Raw genomic sequence first — 15,808 nt, 5'->3', positions numbered from 1 at the left:
CGAACATCGCCGGGATGATGGCGAAGTACTTGGCCCCCCCGGATCTGGCCCCGCTGGATTCGCTGGGGCCGGTTGCGCCAGCCTAGGGAGACAGCCGCGTGCCCCCAAGAGGGGGTATCGGGTTGTTACCCGATCTTTACACCGACGAAACGCGTCACGGTTGCTTCTTCGCCCTGCTCGGCTGCACCCGCGGCGGCTCTCCCGGCATCTTGGGATAGTCGGGAGGAAAGGGCAGCTCGCCCAGACCGCTCTCGATGTCGCGCGCCCACCACTCCAGGAGAACCTCGATGGAGCCGGGCGACGACTGCATCTGCGCCCACGGGTCTCCGGTCGTCGACAGGCGCTCGGGCACGGTCAGGATCGTGAAAGCCGTCGGGTCGGCCGCGTCGAGTTCGCTCCAGGCGAGGGGACACGAGACCGGTGCGTGGGCGAGCGCTCGTGGACTGTAGGCACCGGCCATCGTTCGATCGCGATTGGCCTGGTTGTAGTCGACGAACATGCGTTCACCGCGCTCCTCTTTCCACCAGTTGGTGGTGACCTGGCGTGGTATGCGCCGTTCCAGTTCTCGGGCCGCGGCGATCACCGCGTGCCTGACGTCGAGAAACTCGTGATCGGGTCGAATGGGCGCGAACACGTGCAGCCCGCGATTTCCCGAGGTCTTGATGAACGCCTCCAGCCCCGCCTCGGCAAGGACGGCCCGCAACTCGAGCGCCACGGGTTTCGCATCGTCGAAGTCGGTGCCCGGTTGAGGATCGAGGTCGATGCGCAACTGGTCGGGAAAATCGCTCGATGTGGCGCGCGACGCCCACGGGTGGAACACGATGGTGTTCATCTGCGCGGCCCAGACGGCCGCCGCGGGCTCATCGAGCACGAGTTGCGGATGCGTTCGACCGCTCGGGTAGACCACCATCTCACTGCGTACATAGTCGGGTGCGCCCTTCGGAGGGTTCTTCGAGAAGAACTGCTCGCCGTCTATGCCGCCGGAGAATCGCTGCAACGACACGGGTCGATCGCCGTTCGCGACGATGAAGGCCTCACCGACGGCGACGAGATAGTGCGCCAGATCGAGCTTGGTGATGCCGGGCTCCGGCCAGATCACCCGGGAAGGGCTCGAGATGCGCACCTCCCGATCACCGTGGGGGCCGGGAACAGTGATGCTTGCCGCTTCGCTCGCCATAGGGGCAGGCTACTCGTCCGGGCGGCGCGGAGTCACTCCCCCGCCGCCCGAACGACGTGACGGCTACTCGGCCGTCAGCGAGTCGACGTAGTCGCGGTTCTCCGAGATCCACTTCTCGACGACGGGGCCGAAGTCCTGGCCGTCGTAGTCGACGAACATGGCCTTCTCGAGCGAGTACAGCTGCTCGAGGTCCATCTTGTAGTCGCCGATCCACTTCGCGGCCTGCGGGAACTCCTTCGCGAAGTCCGACTGCGCGAACGCGTGCAGGCTCTCCACGGAGGAAAGCGTTCCCTCGGGGTCCTCGAGGGTCTTGATCGGCAGATCGGAGTATGCCCAGTGCGGTTCCCACAGGGTCACGACGATGTTCTCGTCCTTGTCGGTCGCGCTCTTGAGCTCGGTCAGCATCGCGGCCGTCGAACTCGTCACATATTCCATGTCCTCGAGACCGTAGGCGGGGATGACCCGCTCGGTGGTGGCCTTCGTAAGGCCGGCTCCTGGCTCGATACCCACGATCCGGTTGTCGAACTTGTCGGCGTTGTCTGCCAGTTCGGCCAGCGAGTCGATGGGGGCGTCCTCGTTGACCGCGATGGTCAGCTTGGATTCGTTGTTCCATGCCCCGATGTCGACGATGTCATCGCCGTACTCGTCGAGGTATGACGCGTGGGTGTCGGGCAGCCAGACGTCGAGGGTGAGGTCGTAGTCGCCGGTCGACAGGCCGGAGAAGACCGGTGCGACGTCGGCGTACTCGAGTTCGACGTCGTAGCCCTTCTCATCGAGGATGGCCTTCCACAGTTCCGAGGCGGCGATGCCCTCGTCCCAGCCGTTGAAGACGGCGAGGCTGAGTTCCTTCTTGTCGTCGTTACCGTCTCCGACGGTCTCGGCCTCGACGGCCGCGCAGCCTCCGAACGCGAGGACTCCGGCGGTCGAGAGGGCGAGCAGAGACATGATGCGGGTGCTGTTCTTCATGAGTGTTCCTGTTCTGGGCGACCGGATGGGCCACCCGTCGGGTGAGAAAGAGAGCTGCGAGCCGCCGCCGGTCAGACGAGGGCCGGGTCGGCGCGCTCCGGCGCCGGTTCGGTGTGGCGCTCTGGCGCCGCGGGCGCGGCCGATGCGCGTCGTCGTGCGGCACGGGCCCCCAGCATCCGGCCGAGCACCGTGTCGCCGTCACCGAGCGCGCCGGTCAGACGATCGAGGAAGATCGCGAGGATGACCACGGAGAGGCCCGCCTCGAAGCCCAATGCGACGTCGATCCGGTTGAGGCTCGCGACGACCTGAGCACCGAGTCCCCCGGCACCGACCATGCCCGCGATGACGACCATCGAGAGCGAGAGCATGATCACCTGGTTGACGCCGGCCATGATCGTGGGACGGGCAAGGGGCAACTGAATCTGCCTGAGGATGCGCCAGCGCGATGCGCCGAATGCCTGACCGGCCTCGACGATCTCCTTGTCGACACCACGGATGCCCAGCTCCGTCAGTCTCACACCGGGGGCGAGGGCGAAGATGACGGTCGCCACGATTCCCGGAACAACACCGACGCGAAAGAGGATGAGCGCGGGGATCAGGTAGACGAAGGCGGGCATCGTCTGCATGAAGTCGAGAACCGGGCGGATGATCCTCGACGCCACCGACGAGGTTGCGGCCCAGATGCCCAACGGGATGCTGACCACGATCGCCAGCACACTCGCGACGAGAACAAGCGCGAGCGTATCCATCGCGTTCTCCCACTGATCCACGCTCACGATGACGAGCAGGCCGACGGCGGTGCCGAGTGCGAACTTCCAGCCTCGGGCGAAGTATCCGAGAATGGCGGCGATCAGGATCACCGCCCAGAAGGGCGGCGACGCGAGCAGCAGGTCGACCACATCGTATGCGGCCAGGAATATGGCGCGAACCACATCGAATGCCCCACCGAAGGTGTCGGTGACGTACGAGATGAACCCGGCGACCCAGGTTCCGAGGTCGAGACGGAAGTCGCTCATCGCACGGCCCCTTCCGTCGTGGACTCGCGGAGGGTCTCCGCGATGACCTCCATCGTCAGGGTCGTCGGCGGAAGCTGCACGGGGACATCTCCCGTGCCGGTCGACACATTGCCGAGCGCGGCAAGCAGGGTCACGCGAGGGATGACGCCCAGCAGCCGTCCGTCGTCGCCGACGACCGCGATGGGGAGGTCGCTGCCGACGGATGGCTCGACCAAGTCGACGAGGTGCGCGTCGGTGGGGACGATGGTGGCCTCATGACGAAGGATCGCCTCGAGGTCGTTCTGGTTTGACTTGACCTGACGAAGCACGTCGCGGTCGCGCACGACCCCTGCGAGGCTGCGGTCGCGTCGGGTGACGAAGACGGCGGAGGTCTGGAGGTCGCGCATGATGCGGAGAGCGGCGCGCGGTCCGGCCGACAGGGGGATGACTGCTTTCGCCTGTTCCATCACGCTCGAGGCAGTGAGCACTCGGGCCCGGTCGACGTCCTGCACGAACTGGGCGACGTAGTCGTTCGCCGGATCCGTGAGGATCTCTTCGGGTGTACCGATCTGCACGATGCGACCGTCGCGCATGACCGCGATCCTGTCGCCGAGGAACATCGCCTCGTTCAGGTCGTGGGTAATGAAGACGATGGTCTTGCCGAGCTTCTGCTGCAGCTCGATGAGCTGCTCCTGCATCTCGCGGCGAATCAGCGGATCGAGGGCTGAGAACGCCTCATCCATGAGCAGGACGTCAGTATCGGCGGCGAGAGCGCGGGCCAGACCGACGCGCTGCTGCATGCCGCCCGAGAGTTCACCGGGCAGGGAGTCGGCCCAGCCGTCGAGACCGACGGTCGTGACCATGTCACGGGCGCGCTGAGTGCGCTCGGCCTTGGACACGCCCTGGATCTCGAGGCCGTAGGCGATGTTGTCGATGACGGTGCGGTGGGGAAGCAGAGCGAAGTGCTGGAACACCATCGACACCTTCTGGCGACGGACCTCTCGCAGCTTGGCCTTCGGCACGCCCGTGATGGGAGAGCCGCCGATGGTCACGCTGCCGCTGCTGGCGTCGAGCAGTCCGTTGAGCATGCGGATGAGCGTCGACTTGCCAGAGCCGGACAGGCCCATGACCACGAAGATCTCGCCGGGTTGTACGTCGAAGGACGCGTCGATGACGGCGGCTGTTCCGAGAGACGACAGCTCCGCTCTGGTACTGCCGGCCTTCAGCCTGTCGACGATGTCGGATGATCGGCGACCGAATGCCTTGTAGAGGTGTTCGGCCTTCAATGCCGGGGTTGTCAGTGTCACGTGAGGAATCTCCATCACGACTGGCGGCGCAGCGCAGCTTAAAGGCGGTCGCCAGACGTGTTCCGTACTCGCAGACGGGTTGCCGTGATCGCTCTCGACGCATCAAACAGCGCGGGCGAAAGCCACCGAGAGTCGCTGTCACGGCTTACCGTACGAACCCGCGGCAAGTGGCCTGCGGGTGCGCGTCTTGGGGTGATTGGCCAATGGACCGGGCACAACGGTAACAGCTATCCGATGCCCGTTGAAACTCATGCCACCCTCGAACGGGGGTATTCTGCTCAAAATGGCACGAACGATACGCCGCGATCCGCTACACGACAGCGATTGCGGACGATGCCGTTTCGTTACCTTCGGGTAACGTGTGGACCATGGATGCACACGGCGAGAATCCCCGCACGAACGTTCTCTCCATCGTGACGCTCGTCACAAGCATCCTCGGTTTCGCCATCGTGCCGATCATCCTCGGGCACGTCTCGATCGCACAGATCAGACGTACCCGCGAACAGGGTCGCATCATGGCGATCATCGGGCTCGTCATCGGCTACCTCACTCTGCTCGGTTACCTGATCGCGATCACCGTCGCCGTGATCATCTTGATCACCCGTGGAATGTCCGGGGCCTGAGAGTCGTTGAGTGAACAGGATGGCTAGCTCCAAGCACCGTCCGAGTACTCGAAACGAAAGCTGTCACACCATGTCGATTCCGCTGTCCATTCTCGATCTCGCCCCCATCGCACCCGGTCAGACCGCGCGCGAGAGCTTCGAGGACAGCGTCGCCCTCGCCCAGGCGGCCGAACGCACGGGATACCGTCGGGTCTGGTACGCCGAGCACCACAACATGGCCAGCATCGCGTCGTCCGCGACGAGCGTTCTGATCGGGTACGTCGCGGCGCACACGTCGTCGATCAGGCTCGGGTCGGGTGGGGTGATGCTTCCGAACCACTCGCCTCTCACCGTCGCCGAACAGTTCGGCACCCTCGAGACGCTCTACCCGGGGCGCATCGACCTGGGCCTGGGGCGCGCGCCCGGAAGCGATCAGAATACGATGCGCGCTCTCCGTCGGGACCCCATGTCGGCGGAATCCTTTCCCCAGGACGTGGTCGAACTCCAGGGATTCCTGAGCGGCGACTCGCGCATCCCCGGCGTGCAGGCCGTGCCCCGCGCTCGTGGCATCGTGCCGCTCTACATTCTCGGCTCGTCTCTCTTCGGCGCGCAGCTCGCAGCGCAGCTCGGGCTGCCCTACGCGTTCGCGTCGCATTTCGCGCCCGACGCGCTGCACGAGGCCGTCGCCGCATATCGCGGCGGATTCCGACCCTCGGAGCAACTCGCCGAGCCGCACGTCATCGCGGGAGTCAATGTCGTGGCATCCGACGATCACGATGACGCGGTCGAGCAGGCCGCGACGACGCGGCGCGCCAGAGTGCGCGGCATGATCTCCCGAGGCCCCGCGACCCCCGATTACACCGACGCTCAGATCGACGAGTTCCTCACCACGCCGAACGGTCGCCAGCTCGCCTCGATGATGACCTACTCCGCAGTGGGCACCCCCTCAGAGGTGCGGGACTACCTCGAGGACTTCGCTCGCCACTCGCACGCCGACGAATTGATCATCGCCCACCAGTCCCCCGAGCTGCGCGGGCGGCTTCGTTCTGTCGAGCTCACGGCCGAAGCGATGAACAGGGTGTCCGTCTAGCCGATCGCGCGACGATCACCAGGTGCCGGCGGGAGATTCGATCACCGGCACCGGAGCATATGACCAGTGGCCACCGTTCGCGTAGTGGCTCGTGGCCCAGGGCGACGCCCAGATCGCCTGCTCGATCTGGGCGGTGGGAGCCGACGAGGAGAAGCCGGCGACGATAGCCGAGTATCCCGGGTTGCCGTGCAGCGCCTCGGCCGCATTCTCGGCGGCGATGACGAGGTTGTCATAGCTTCCCAGACCGCTGTTGCCCCCGGATCCCCAGCCGTTGTTCAGCGGGTTGTTTCGGTTCCACCAGTCGTCGGGGCCGTTCTCCTGCCTCATCCATCGCATCATGACCGTGATGTTGTCGTCGGTGCGCGGAAAGTCGCCGAGCAGCAGCACGAGCTCTGCCCAATCGCGGTTCGTGCTCCCCTTGGCCAGACCCTGAACCCCGGCCACCGTGGCGAACGAATCACGCGTGACGGATGCCTGGCTGAGCCCAGCGGGCAGGTCCAGCACCTGCTCCGAAGCCGAGTATCCAGACGCGGAGCTCGCGGCCGCCAGGTCATCCTGAGCCGGTGCAGGCGGAGGAGCAAGCGCCGTCAGCGAGGCGAGAGCGAGAACCGCAGCGCCCGCGGCGACGCCGAGGACGCGACGCGTCACTCGTGAGCGTCGGGAGGCGGGCCGGGCGACCGGCCTCGACGGGGGCTGGTGATAGCTGTTCATGGCGACTACGCCAACTGTACGCTCGGATCATGCAGCAGCACTTCGCACGAGAGGACATTTTCGCCGTGTGCGACGCGCTGCCGGCCACGCGCGACGAGAATCCTTTCGGGCCTGAGACGAGCGTGTACAAGGTCGTCGGCAAGGTGTTCGCCATCACGAACCTCGACGGCGAGCCTGTCACGGTGACGCTGAAGGCAGATCCGCCGCACGCCGAGGCGTTGGTCAGGGACTACGGATGGATCACCCCCGGTTACCACATGAACAAGCGTCACTGGGTGACCGTGACCATCGGCCCCGACGTCGATCCCCAGCTCGTCACAGACCTGATCGTGAACTCGTACGAGCTCGTCGTCGCAGGGCTCCCCCGCGACAAACGGCCCGCCTGACGCCCGCGCCCACTCGTTGGGCTACCGTTGGAGGATGGCATCCTCTACAATTTCCGGCCCGACCGAGGCCGACACCGCGCAGGTCGAGCAGACATTCTCCGATCTCGGGCTCGACGACGCGGTTCTCAAGGCACTCAAAGACGTGGGTTATGAGACCCCGTCCGCGATCCAGGCCGCAACGATCCCCCTTCTTCTCGACGGCCGCGACGTCGTCGGACTCGCCCAGACGGGTACCGGCAAGACCGCGGCGTTCGCCCTGCCGATTCTGTCGCGCCTCGATCTCGCGCAAAAGACCCCTCAGGCCCTCGTCCTGGCACCCACCCGTGAACTCGCCCTGCAGGTCTGCGAAGCGTTCGAGAAGTACGCCTCACACCTGCGGGGAGTTCACGTGCTGCCTGTATACGGCGGCCAAGGCTACGGCGTGCAGCTCTCCGCTTTGCGCCGCGGCGTGCATATCGTCGTCGGCACGCCCGGTCGCATCATGGACCACCTCGAAAAGGGCACGCTCGACCTCTCGCAGCTGAAGTACCTGGTTCTCGACGAGGCCGACGAAATGCTCAAGATGGGCTTCGCCGAAGACGTCGAGACGATCCTCGCGGACACGCCCGAAGACAAGCAGGTCGCTCTGTTCTCCGCGACGATGCCCTCCCAGATCCGGCGTATCTCGGCCAAGTACCTGCACGACCCCGAAGAGATCACGGTCAAGAACAAGACCACGACGTCGGTCAACACGACGCAGCGCTACTTGATCGTGTCGTACCCCCAGAAGGTCGACGCTCTGACACGCATTCTCGAGACCGAGAACTTCGAGGGGATGATCGTCTTCACCCGCACGAAGAACGAGACAGAGACACTCGCAGAGAAGCTGCGCGCTCGCGGCTACTCCGCAGCGGCCATCAACGGCGACATCGTCCAGGCTCAGCGTGAGCGAACCGTCAACCAGCTCAAGTCGGGCAAGCTCGACATCCTGGTCGCGACCGATGTCGCCGCGCGCGGTCTCGACGTCGAGCGCATCAGCCACGTCGTCAACTTCGACATCCCCATCGACACCGAGTCGTATGTGCACCGCATCGGCCGTACGGGGCGAGCGGGGCGCACCGGCGACGCGATCAGCTTCGTCACCCCGCGTGAGCGCCGGATGCTCACGGCCATCGAGAAGGCGACCCGCCAGCCGCTGACAGAGATGAAGCTGCCGAGCGTCGACGATGTGAACGCGACGCGCCTCACGCGCTTCGATGACGCGATCACCGCCGCCCTCAGCCAGCCGGAGCAGATCCAGCAGTTCAGAGACATCGTCGGACACTACGTGGAGCACCACGACGTACCCGAGGCCGACGTGGCCGCGGCGCTCGCCGTGGTCGCGCAGGGCGACACTCCCCTGCTGCTCGACCCCGAGCCGGTGCGCACGCCGCGATTCGAGCGCGATTCGCGGGAGCGGCCCGAGCGAAACGATCGGTTCCGCGACGACCGTCCCGCTCGCGCCGAGCGAGGAACCCACGGCGACAAATGGGAGCGCCCCGAGCGCGGCGATCGCCCCGACCGTGCGCCGCGCAGCTCCGGTGGACCCAAGACCACCTACCGCATCGCGGTCGGCAAGCGGCAGAAGGTCGAGCCCCGGCAGATCGTGGGTGCCATCGCCAACGAGGGCGGCCTGAACCGCGGAGACTTCGGTGCCATCCAGATTAGGCCCGACTTCTCGCTGGTCGAACTGCCGAGCGACCTGCCCGGCGACGTGCTCGACCGCCTTCAGAACACCCGCATCAGCGGCAAGCTGATCGAGCTGCGCCCTGATCGCGCAGGTAACTCGGCCAAGCGCGAAGATCGACCGCGCTACGGCCGCGACTGAGCGAACCCTGCCGCTGTCGCCCCCGGCTACTGCTTCGTGATCTTCTCGATACTCATCACGAGAACGACACGATCCGCAGAGTCGGGCGGCGGCGTCTGCGCCGGGTTGCCGTAGCGCTTGCCCAGCACGACATAGAACGCGCCCGTGGGGTCGGGTTCGACGGCGATGAGACGCCCGCGCACTTCGAGATATCTGAACGGTTCATCGGGATCGATGACCGACAGGCTCATCGAGGAGTTGTGCTGGAGGTTTCTGAACTTGGCCCTCTTCGTGGTGTGCGTGAACCTCAGCGTGTCTCCGTCGCGCAGGAACCACATCGGATTCACCTGCACCGTATCGTCGGGTCGAACCGTTCCTAGATGACCGTAGTTCGGGTTCTCGAGCAGCTCCGCGTAGCCGGTGGGGATGATGTCAGTCATGTCCTCATCCAAGCACGCGCGGACATCAGGGCGCCTGAGAATGTCGGCTGCCCGAGCAGCACCCCGGCGAGGATGATCATGACTCCCACGGCTTGCCTGAGCGTGAGGAGCTCGCCGGCGACGAGCGTTCCGAGCAGCACCCCGGTTACCGGGTTCAACAGACCGATCAGTCCCACCGTTCCCGCGCCGAGATGCCGCAGGCCGGTGAACCAGGCGACGAACGCCACCGCCGTGCCGACAATCGAGATGTAGCCGTAGGCGAGCATGATCGTGACATCCATCGTCGGCGGCGCACCCTCGACGATGACGGCGACGGGGGCGAGAAGCACACCGGCTGCGATGAGCTGCCAGGCGGTCGACGAGAGCGCGTCGACATCGTCCCCCCACCTCTTCGCCAGCACGTAGCCGAGCGACGACATCAGCAGGGCAGAGACGGATGCCGCGACGCCGCCGGGATTCACAGCCTGGGCTCCGGTCAGCAGCAGAAGAGCGACACCGAGGATGCCGATGGCCGACGCGATGACCTGGACGACACGCGGTCGCGCGCCGAGAATGGCCCAGGCGAGCATCAGCATGACCACCGGCCCGGCCGCCATGACCGTCGACGCGATGCTCGTCGGTAAGAGCTGCGCGGCAAGGTAGACAAGCACGAAGAACGCGCCCATATTGAGCGTGCCCAGGACCACCGACTTCCACCACCACGATCCTCTCGGCCGCCGCCGAGCCAGCAAAAGAAGGAGTATTCCGGCCGGTAGCGCTCGAATGAGGGCGCCGTACAGCGGGTACCCGTCGGGCAGGAATTCCCGAGTGACGAAGTAGGTAGTGCCCCAGGCGATCGGAGCGATCGCCGTGAGCAGGGCCCACGAGCCTGGCCCGTTTCGATCGCTCATCGATGATTTAGCTTCCATGGAAGCTAGTATAGCTTCCACGGAAGGTAAGATGGGGATCATGTCAGTAGGCCAGCCGCTCCCCACCCCCGATCATGTGGCCCGCATCCAGCAGGAGTGGGCTCGTGAGCGACCCGATGTCGACGTGAGGCCACAGGGAGTCATCGGGCGTGTGCATCGCCTGGGTATGCACCTGACCGACTCCATCCTCGAGGTGTACGCGAAGCACGATCTGGGCGAGGGCGAGTTCGATGTGCTCGCCGCTCTCCGTCGCGCGGGCGCCCCCTACGAACGTGTGCCGGGCGAGCTTGCCGCTCACACCATGGTCACTACGGGAGCGATCACCAAACGGGTCGACCGCCTCGAGCGCGCCGGGCTCGTCGCCCGACGAGTCAGCGAGCACGACAGCCGTTCTCGGGTGGTGGCTCTCACGGAGGCCGGCCGAGAGGTCATCGATAGAGCATTCACCGAGCACATGGAGAACGAGCGGCGATTGCTCGACGGGCTCACGGATGAGCAACTCGCCCAGCTCGAATCGTTGCTGACCACGTGGCTGGCGCACTTCGAGGCATAGACGCCCGGCGGACGCCGCCGGACGCCGACTAGCACAGTCTCGCGCCCAGCCCGAGCACGGGAACGGCGGGAGATAATCAAGTATGCCTACAGTGAATGCGTTCGCCGCGACCTCCGCCAGCGAACCCCTGTCCCGAACCACCATCGAGCGCCGAGACGTCGGCGCGAAAGACGTCTTGATCGAGATCGCCTACTCCGGCATCTGCCACTCCGACATCCACACCGTCCGCGGCGAGTGGGGTGACATCACGTATCCGCAGGTTGTCGGTCACGAGATCGTCGGAACCGTCACCGAGGTCGGCTCAGAGGTCACTCTGCACAAGGTCGGCGACCGCGTCGGCGTGGGCTGCATGGTCAACTCGTGCCGCGAATGCGAGAACTGCCTCGCCGGCGAGGAGCAGTACTGCCTCAACGGGAACACCGGCACCTACGCCTCCGTCGACCGCGACGGCTCGATCACCCAAGGCGGCTACTCGACCCACATCGTGGTCGTCGAGGACTTCGTGCTGCGCGTGCCGGAGGCCATTCCGTTCGAGAAGGCCGCGCCGCTGTTGTGCGCCGGTGTCACCACGTACTCTCCCCTCGCTCATTGGAAGGTCGGGCCCGGATCGCGGGTAGCCGTCGTCGGCATGGGCGGACTCGGCCACATGGCCGTGAAGATCGCCCATGCCATGGGCGCGGAGGTCACGGTGCTGTCTCAGAGCCTCAGCAAGCAGGAGGACGGCCTGCGCCTCGGCGCCGACCACTACTACGCCACGAGCGATCCCGAGACCTTCGACAAGCTCAAGAACACCTTCGACCTCATCGTCAACTCGGTCAGCGCGAAAATCGACATCAACGCCTACCTCTCGCTGCTCCGTCTCGACGGAACGCTGGTGAGCGTGGGAGCCCCGCCCGAGCCCCTGCCGGTTCAGGTCTTCAGCCTGTTCGGCAACCGCCGCTCGTTCGCCGGCTCCGGCATCGGCAGCATCCGCGAGACCCAGGAGATGCTCGACTTCTGCGCGGAGCACGACATCGCACCCGAGACGGAACTCGTCGGCGCCGACGACATCAACGAGGCGTACGAGCGGGTCCTGGCCTCAGACGTGCGCTACCGCTTCGTGATCGACGTGTCGACGCTGGCCTGATCGACGCCACCGGCGACTGACGAATGCCCGACACCCCTCCGCGCGATCGGGAGGGGGGTCGGGCATTTGTTCTGCCACGGCCACGAGCTTCTCGGTCACGTCGTGAGGGACCTCGTCGACGAGCGACCTGATCCCATCCGCTAAGCGGCTTCGGCCGCGACCGGGCCCGGTCGCCGGCGCGCAGCGGCTCCGACACCCGCGCGGCGAAGGGCCGACGCTATTCCGATGCCCATCGCCGTACCGGCGAGGCAGCTGGCGAGGGTCAAGGCGAAGAAGGCGGCCTGCACACCGAACGGATAGGCCTCGAGGTTGAACGACTGGCGCGCGAGGATCGGATACGCCACTCCGACGACGACGGCACCCGCGTAGTGCTGCCAGATCGTCCAGAACCGATAGCCCACGAGGAGGAAGCCGACCTCGGCGAAGAACGCCCACCAGACGTTCGTCGCGACGGTCGCAAAGCCGTAGCCCGAGAACGGGGCGAGTACGAGCCCGGAGATGACGCCCACAAGAAGGCCGGCACCCGGACGTTGGATCAACCTCAAAGCGATGACGGCCGGCAGCAGCCAGAGGCCGGCGATGGCGACGGAGAAGAACGGCACCGAGGCGTAGAGCGCCGTCGACAGCCAGTTGGCGGGCGCGAGAAGCAGTCCGCCCGCCACACCGAGGACGGCGCAGGTGAGCAGGTACGCGGTCGAGGCTCGTTTCATCGTGTCGTCTTCTCCGATCGTGCCGAGTCGACGCTCGACTTAGGCAACCCTAACTTAGCCGGGATGTCGCCGGTACGCGATACCGTGTGGCCATGAATGCGGCATCCCGACCACAGGCTTCCTCGCCGATCCCCCTGTCGTGCAGCGCGATCGACTCGCACGGCACGTGCGGAGCCGCCGTTCCTCCGCACGCCGAGTTGAGCTTGTGCCTGCGCCATCACCTCGCGGCCTACGACTGGGTCGCCCGAGATGTCGGCGTCACCGATGTGCTCCCCTCGCCCTGCATGGCGTGCGGCTCCCGGCTCGGCGTACGCTACCCGTCGGGCTGGCTGTGCGGCGTGTGCGAGTGGAAGGTGGGCGAACTGCCCGACGGGGTCGTCGCATCCACTCGCCTCGATGTCGTGTACTACCTGCGGGCTGGCGATCGCATCAAGATCGGCACCTCGGCGAATCCGCGCGCCCGACTGGCCCAGCTGAGCTTCGACGAGGTTCTGGCGTTCGAACGCGGCACGCGCGTTCTCGAGCAGCGGCGCCACCGGCAGTTCGCCGAGCATCGCATCGGCGTGGGCGAGTGGTTCGACGTCAACGACGACCTGCTCGCGCACATCGACGGCCTCCGCCACGGAGCCGACGATCCATGGAACGACTACAGTCTCTGGGTCAGCGAGCACCTCGCGGCGCATGGCTGACCCGTCGACTCACGACCGATCGCGGGCGATCGTCACTGCCGAGACGGCCGGCGCATCCGAACCGAACAGGTAGTCGCCGCCGGTCAGACGCACGGTGGCTGTGGCCTGCTTCTCGGCGCACGATCCTCCCACCCACAACTCCACGTCGCCGGGCTCGACGACTCGAACGAAGTCGCGGTTGCTGAAGCCCAGCCGCGCGGAGGGAACCTCGAACACAACGCGCGCTTGCTCACCGGGCTCGAGATCGAGTCGCGCGTAGCCGAGCAGCTGGGCGACCGGGCGGGTGACGCTCGCGACCACATCGTGCCCGTAGAGCTGAACCAGGTCGCTGCCCGCCCGGTGGCCGGTATTGCGCACGAGCACGCTCGCTCGAATGACGCCATCGGTCGGAACGCTCTCCTCGACCCGCAGCTCTGTGCGATCGAATGTCGTGTAGCCCAGCCCGAAGCCGAAGGGGCGCACGGGGGTGCTGTCTGAACTGGTCACCTCGTTCGGGCCGCCGAGAAGCGGATGCAGGTAGCTGAAGGGCTGAGCTCCGGCCGAGCGCGGAAGCGACACCGGCAGGTGGCCGGACGGATCGCTGTCGCCCGAAAGGACCGAGACGAGGGCCCTTCCTCCCTCCTCGCCGGGGAAGAACGACTGCACGACCGCGGCCGCGGCGCCCTCTCCGTCGAGCGCCCAGCCGATCGCGTATGGTCTGCCCGAGAGGACCACGACGATGACGGGGGTCCCCGTCGCGATGACCGCCTCGACCAGCTCGCGCTGGACACCCGGCAGCTCGAGCGATTCCACATCGTTTCCCTCGCCGACGGTTCCCCTCCCGAAGAGTCCGGCGCGGTCGCCCACGACCAGGATGGCGACATCGCTCGATCGAGCGGATTCGACGGCGGCTGCGATACCGGAGCGATCGTCTCCTTCAACCGCGCAGCCTTCGTGGAGGGCGATGCGGGCATCCGGATACCGTGCACGCATCTCTTCGGCGACCGTCGGAATCTCGAATCCGAGAGGAACGCCCGGGTGGTGCGCGAGCACGTGGTTGGCGAACGAGTAGCAGCCCATCAGCGCCTCTGCGCTGCCGGCGTTCGGGCCGATCAGGGCGATGCTCGCTGGAGCGCCGAGAGGCAGCGTCGAATCGTTCGACAGCAGCACGATCGACTTCTCCGCCAGCTCGCGGGCGATCTCCCGGTGCTCGGCGTCGTCGAGATCGATGGACGCGGGGGGCGAGTCGAAGGTCGCGTCGAGCAGGCCGAGTTGCTCTTTCTGCGCCAGCACGCGGGCTACGGCACGATCGACGAGAGATTCGGGCGTGCGACCGTCTCGGACGCGCTCCGCGAGGGGCTCGAGATATGCGTCTCCCCCCGGCAACTCGACGTCGATTCCGGCCTCGAGGGCGAGGTGGGCGGCGTGGCCGCGATCCGTCGCCACGGCGTGCATCGTCTCGAGGAAAGCGACAGAGAAGTAGTCGGAGACGACGACGCCGTCGAAACCCCAACGGTCGTGCAGGATGCCCGTCAGGTACTCGGCAGTCGCCGCGACGGGCACTCCGTCGATCTCGGCATAGGAGTTCATCACGCTGCGAACACCCGCTGTGCGCACCGCCATCTCGAAGGGCGGAAGCAGCACGTCTTCGAGTTCGCGTCGACCCACATGGACCGGGGCGTGGTTCCGGCCCGCCTGCGAGGCCGAGTACCCCACGAAGTGCTTGAGGGTCGCGTGCACGCCGGCGTCTTGCAGGCCCCGCACGTAGGCCGTGCCGATCGTGCCGACGACGTACGGATCTTCGGCGATGCACTCATCGACCCGTCCCCAGCGCGGGTCCCGGATGACATCGAGCACGGGGGCGAGACCCTGGTGCACACCGAGTTCGCGCATCGAGCGGCCGATCGCGTACCCCATACGCTCGACGAGCTGCGGGTCGAACGCCGCTCCCCAGGCCAGCGGCGTCGGGAAGGTCGCCGCCTTCCAGGCGGCGAGTCCGGTCAGACACTCCTCGTGAACGAGAGCGGGGATACCGAGCCGGGTCTCCGTCTGCAGCCGACGCTGCTCGGACCAGAGCCAGGAGGCGCGCTCGACCGGGTCGACCGGACGCGTGCCGTAGACCCGGGTGAGATGCCCGAGCCCGTGCACCGTCGCATCCTCGTATCTCGTCGACGACGCCATCTCGCCGGCCATCGGCGCGACGACCTCGTCGCCCTGGTCGACCCAGAACCCCACCAACTGCGCGAGCTTCTCTTCGAGGGTCATCTGCGAGAGCAGCTCGAGCACGCGGCTCGATGCCTCGGGAGTCGCGATGGCGATCTCCACGTGTTCTACGCTCATGCCC

At 66.3% G+C, this 15,808-nt stretch carries 16 protein-coding genes; 7 read left to right on the top strand and 9 right to left on the bottom strand.

The genetic code is table 11. From position 1 onward, the window contains the following. Positions 1-154 precede the first annotated feature (154 nt). The 4 genes from ligD to ASF79_RS16940 form a co-directional block, all read right to left on the bottom strand. Positions 155-1,177 carry a non-homologous end-joining DNA ligase gene (gene ligD / locus ASF79_RS16955; protein WP_055857438.1) on the bottom strand — a complete coding sequence of 341 codons (1,023 nt, stop codon included), beginning with the start codon at positions 1,175-1,177 and terminating at the stop codon, positions 155-157. Between the two features lie 63 nt (positions 1,178-1,240). Further along, positions 1,241-2,143: a glycine betaine ABC transporter substrate-binding protein gene (locus tag ASF79_RS16950; RefSeq protein WP_055857435.1), complete on the bottom strand. Its 903-nt coding sequence runs from the start codon at positions 2,141-2,143 to the stop codon at positions 1,241-1,243. A 71-nt stretch (positions 2,144-2,214) separates the two neighbouring features. Beyond that, positions 2,215-3,159 (bottom strand): ABC transporter permease, encoded by a 945-nt coding sequence (locus tag ASF79_RS16945; RefSeq protein ID WP_082496019.1) that lies wholly within the window; start codon positions 3,157-3,159, stop codon positions 2,215-2,217. Further along, on the bottom strand, positions 3,156-4,460 hold the full coding sequence (locus ASF79_RS16940; RefSeq protein WP_200933596.1) for a quaternary amine ABC transporter ATP-binding protein: 1,305 nt from the start codon (positions 4,458-4,460) through the stop codon (positions 3,156-3,158). Before ASF79_RS16940 ends, ASF79_RS16945 begins: the two co-directional genes overlap by 4 nt. A 353-nt stretch (positions 4,461-4,813) precedes the next feature. Here ASF79_RS16940 and ASF79_RS16935 point away from each other — a divergent pair, with 353 nt between their 5' ends. After that, positions 4,814-5,068, top strand: coding sequence for a DUF4190 domain-containing protein (locus ASF79_RS16935; protein WP_055857433.1), 255 nt, complete (start codon positions 4,814-4,816; stop codon positions 5,066-5,068). Positions 5,069-5,138: 70 nt separating this feature from the next. After that, positions 5,139-6,137: an LLM class flavin-dependent oxidoreductase gene (locus ASF79_RS16930; protein WP_055857430.1), complete on the top strand. Its 999-nt coding sequence runs from the start codon at positions 5,139-5,141 to the stop codon at positions 6,135-6,137. A gap of 15 nt (positions 6,138-6,152) precedes the next feature. Here ASF79_RS16930 and ASF79_RS16925 read toward each other — a convergent pair whose 3' ends face one another. Then, positions 6,153-6,785 (bottom strand): hypothetical protein, encoded by a 633-nt coding sequence (locus tag ASF79_RS16925; protein ID WP_055781743.1) that lies wholly within the window; start codon positions 6,783-6,785, stop codon positions 6,153-6,155. 92 nt (positions 6,786-6,877) lie between these two features. Here ASF79_RS16925 and ASF79_RS16920 point away from each other — a divergent pair, with 92 nt between their 5' ends. Both ASF79_RS16920 and ASF79_RS16915 read left to right on the top strand, forming a co-directional pair. Further along, a complete protein-coding gene (locus ASF79_RS16920) occupies positions 6,878-7,234 on the top strand; it encodes an MmcQ/YjbR family DNA-binding protein (protein WP_082466324.1) in 357 nt (118 codons plus the stop codon). 34 nt (positions 7,235-7,268) lie between these two features. Then, positions 7,269-9,080: a DEAD/DEAH box helicase gene (locus ASF79_RS16915; RefSeq protein ID WP_055781745.1), complete on the top strand. Its 1,812-nt coding sequence runs from the start codon at positions 7,269-7,271 to the stop codon at positions 9,078-9,080. A 26-nt stretch (positions 9,081-9,106) separates the two neighbouring features. Here ASF79_RS16915 and ASF79_RS16910 read toward each other — a convergent pair whose 3' ends face one another. Then, positions 9,107-9,499, bottom strand: a complete 393-nt coding sequence (locus ASF79_RS16910; RefSeq protein WP_055857428.1) for a PPOX class F420-dependent oxidoreductase — start codon at positions 9,497-9,499, stop codon at positions 9,107-9,109. Beyond that, positions 9,496-10,407, bottom strand: a complete 912-nt coding sequence (locus ASF79_RS16905; RefSeq protein WP_235480627.1) for a DMT family transporter — start codon at positions 10,405-10,407, stop codon at positions 9,496-9,498. The genes ASF79_RS16910 and ASF79_RS16905 overlap by 4 nt, the downstream gene beginning before the upstream one ends. Positions 10,408-10,447: 40 nt before the next feature. Here ASF79_RS16905 and ASF79_RS16900 point away from each other — a divergent pair, with 40 nt between their 5' ends. Further along, a complete protein-coding gene (locus ASF79_RS16900) occupies positions 10,448-10,960 on the top strand; it encodes a MarR family winged helix-turn-helix transcriptional regulator (RefSeq protein ID WP_055857445.1) in 513 nt (170 codons plus the stop codon). Positions 10,961-11,042: 82 nt separating this feature from the next. After that, positions 11,043-12,086 (top strand): NAD(P)-dependent alcohol dehydrogenase, encoded by a 1,044-nt coding sequence (locus ASF79_RS16895; protein WP_055857424.1) that lies wholly within the window; start codon positions 11,043-11,045, stop codon positions 12,084-12,086. Between the two features lie 140 nt (positions 12,087-12,226). Here the strand turns inward: ASF79_RS16895 and ASF79_RS16890 are convergent, their stop codons facing one another. Then, positions 12,227-12,796, bottom strand: coding sequence for an ECF transporter S component (locus ASF79_RS16890; RefSeq protein ID WP_055857421.1), 570 nt, complete (start codon positions 12,794-12,796; stop codon positions 12,227-12,229). Between the two features lie 92 nt (positions 12,797-12,888). On the opposite strand from ASF79_RS16890, the gene ASF79_RS16885 reads away from it, so the two are divergent. Next, a complete protein-coding gene (locus tag ASF79_RS16885) occupies positions 12,889-13,485 on the top strand; it encodes a GIY-YIG nuclease family protein (RefSeq protein ID WP_156351900.1) in 597 nt (198 codons plus the stop codon). A 9-nt stretch (positions 13,486-13,494) separates the two neighbouring features. Here ASF79_RS16885 and ASF79_RS16880 read toward each other — a convergent pair whose 3' ends face one another. Then, on the bottom strand, positions 13,495-15,804 hold the full coding sequence (locus ASF79_RS16880) for a glycoside hydrolase family 3 N-terminal domain-containing protein (RefSeq protein ID WP_055857419.1): 2,310 nt from the start codon (positions 15,802-15,804) through the stop codon (positions 13,495-13,497). Positions 15,805-15,808 lie beyond the last annotated feature (4 nt).

Origin of the sequence: Agreia sp. Leaf335 (genome assembly GCF_001423605.1) — a bacterium.
Taxonomy (GTDB): Bacteria; Actinomycetota; Actinomycetes; order Actinomycetales; family Microbacteriaceae; genus Agreia.
The sequence above is the reverse complement of the archived record's forward strand: the minus strand, read 5'-3'. Positions and strand labels throughout refer to the sequence as shown.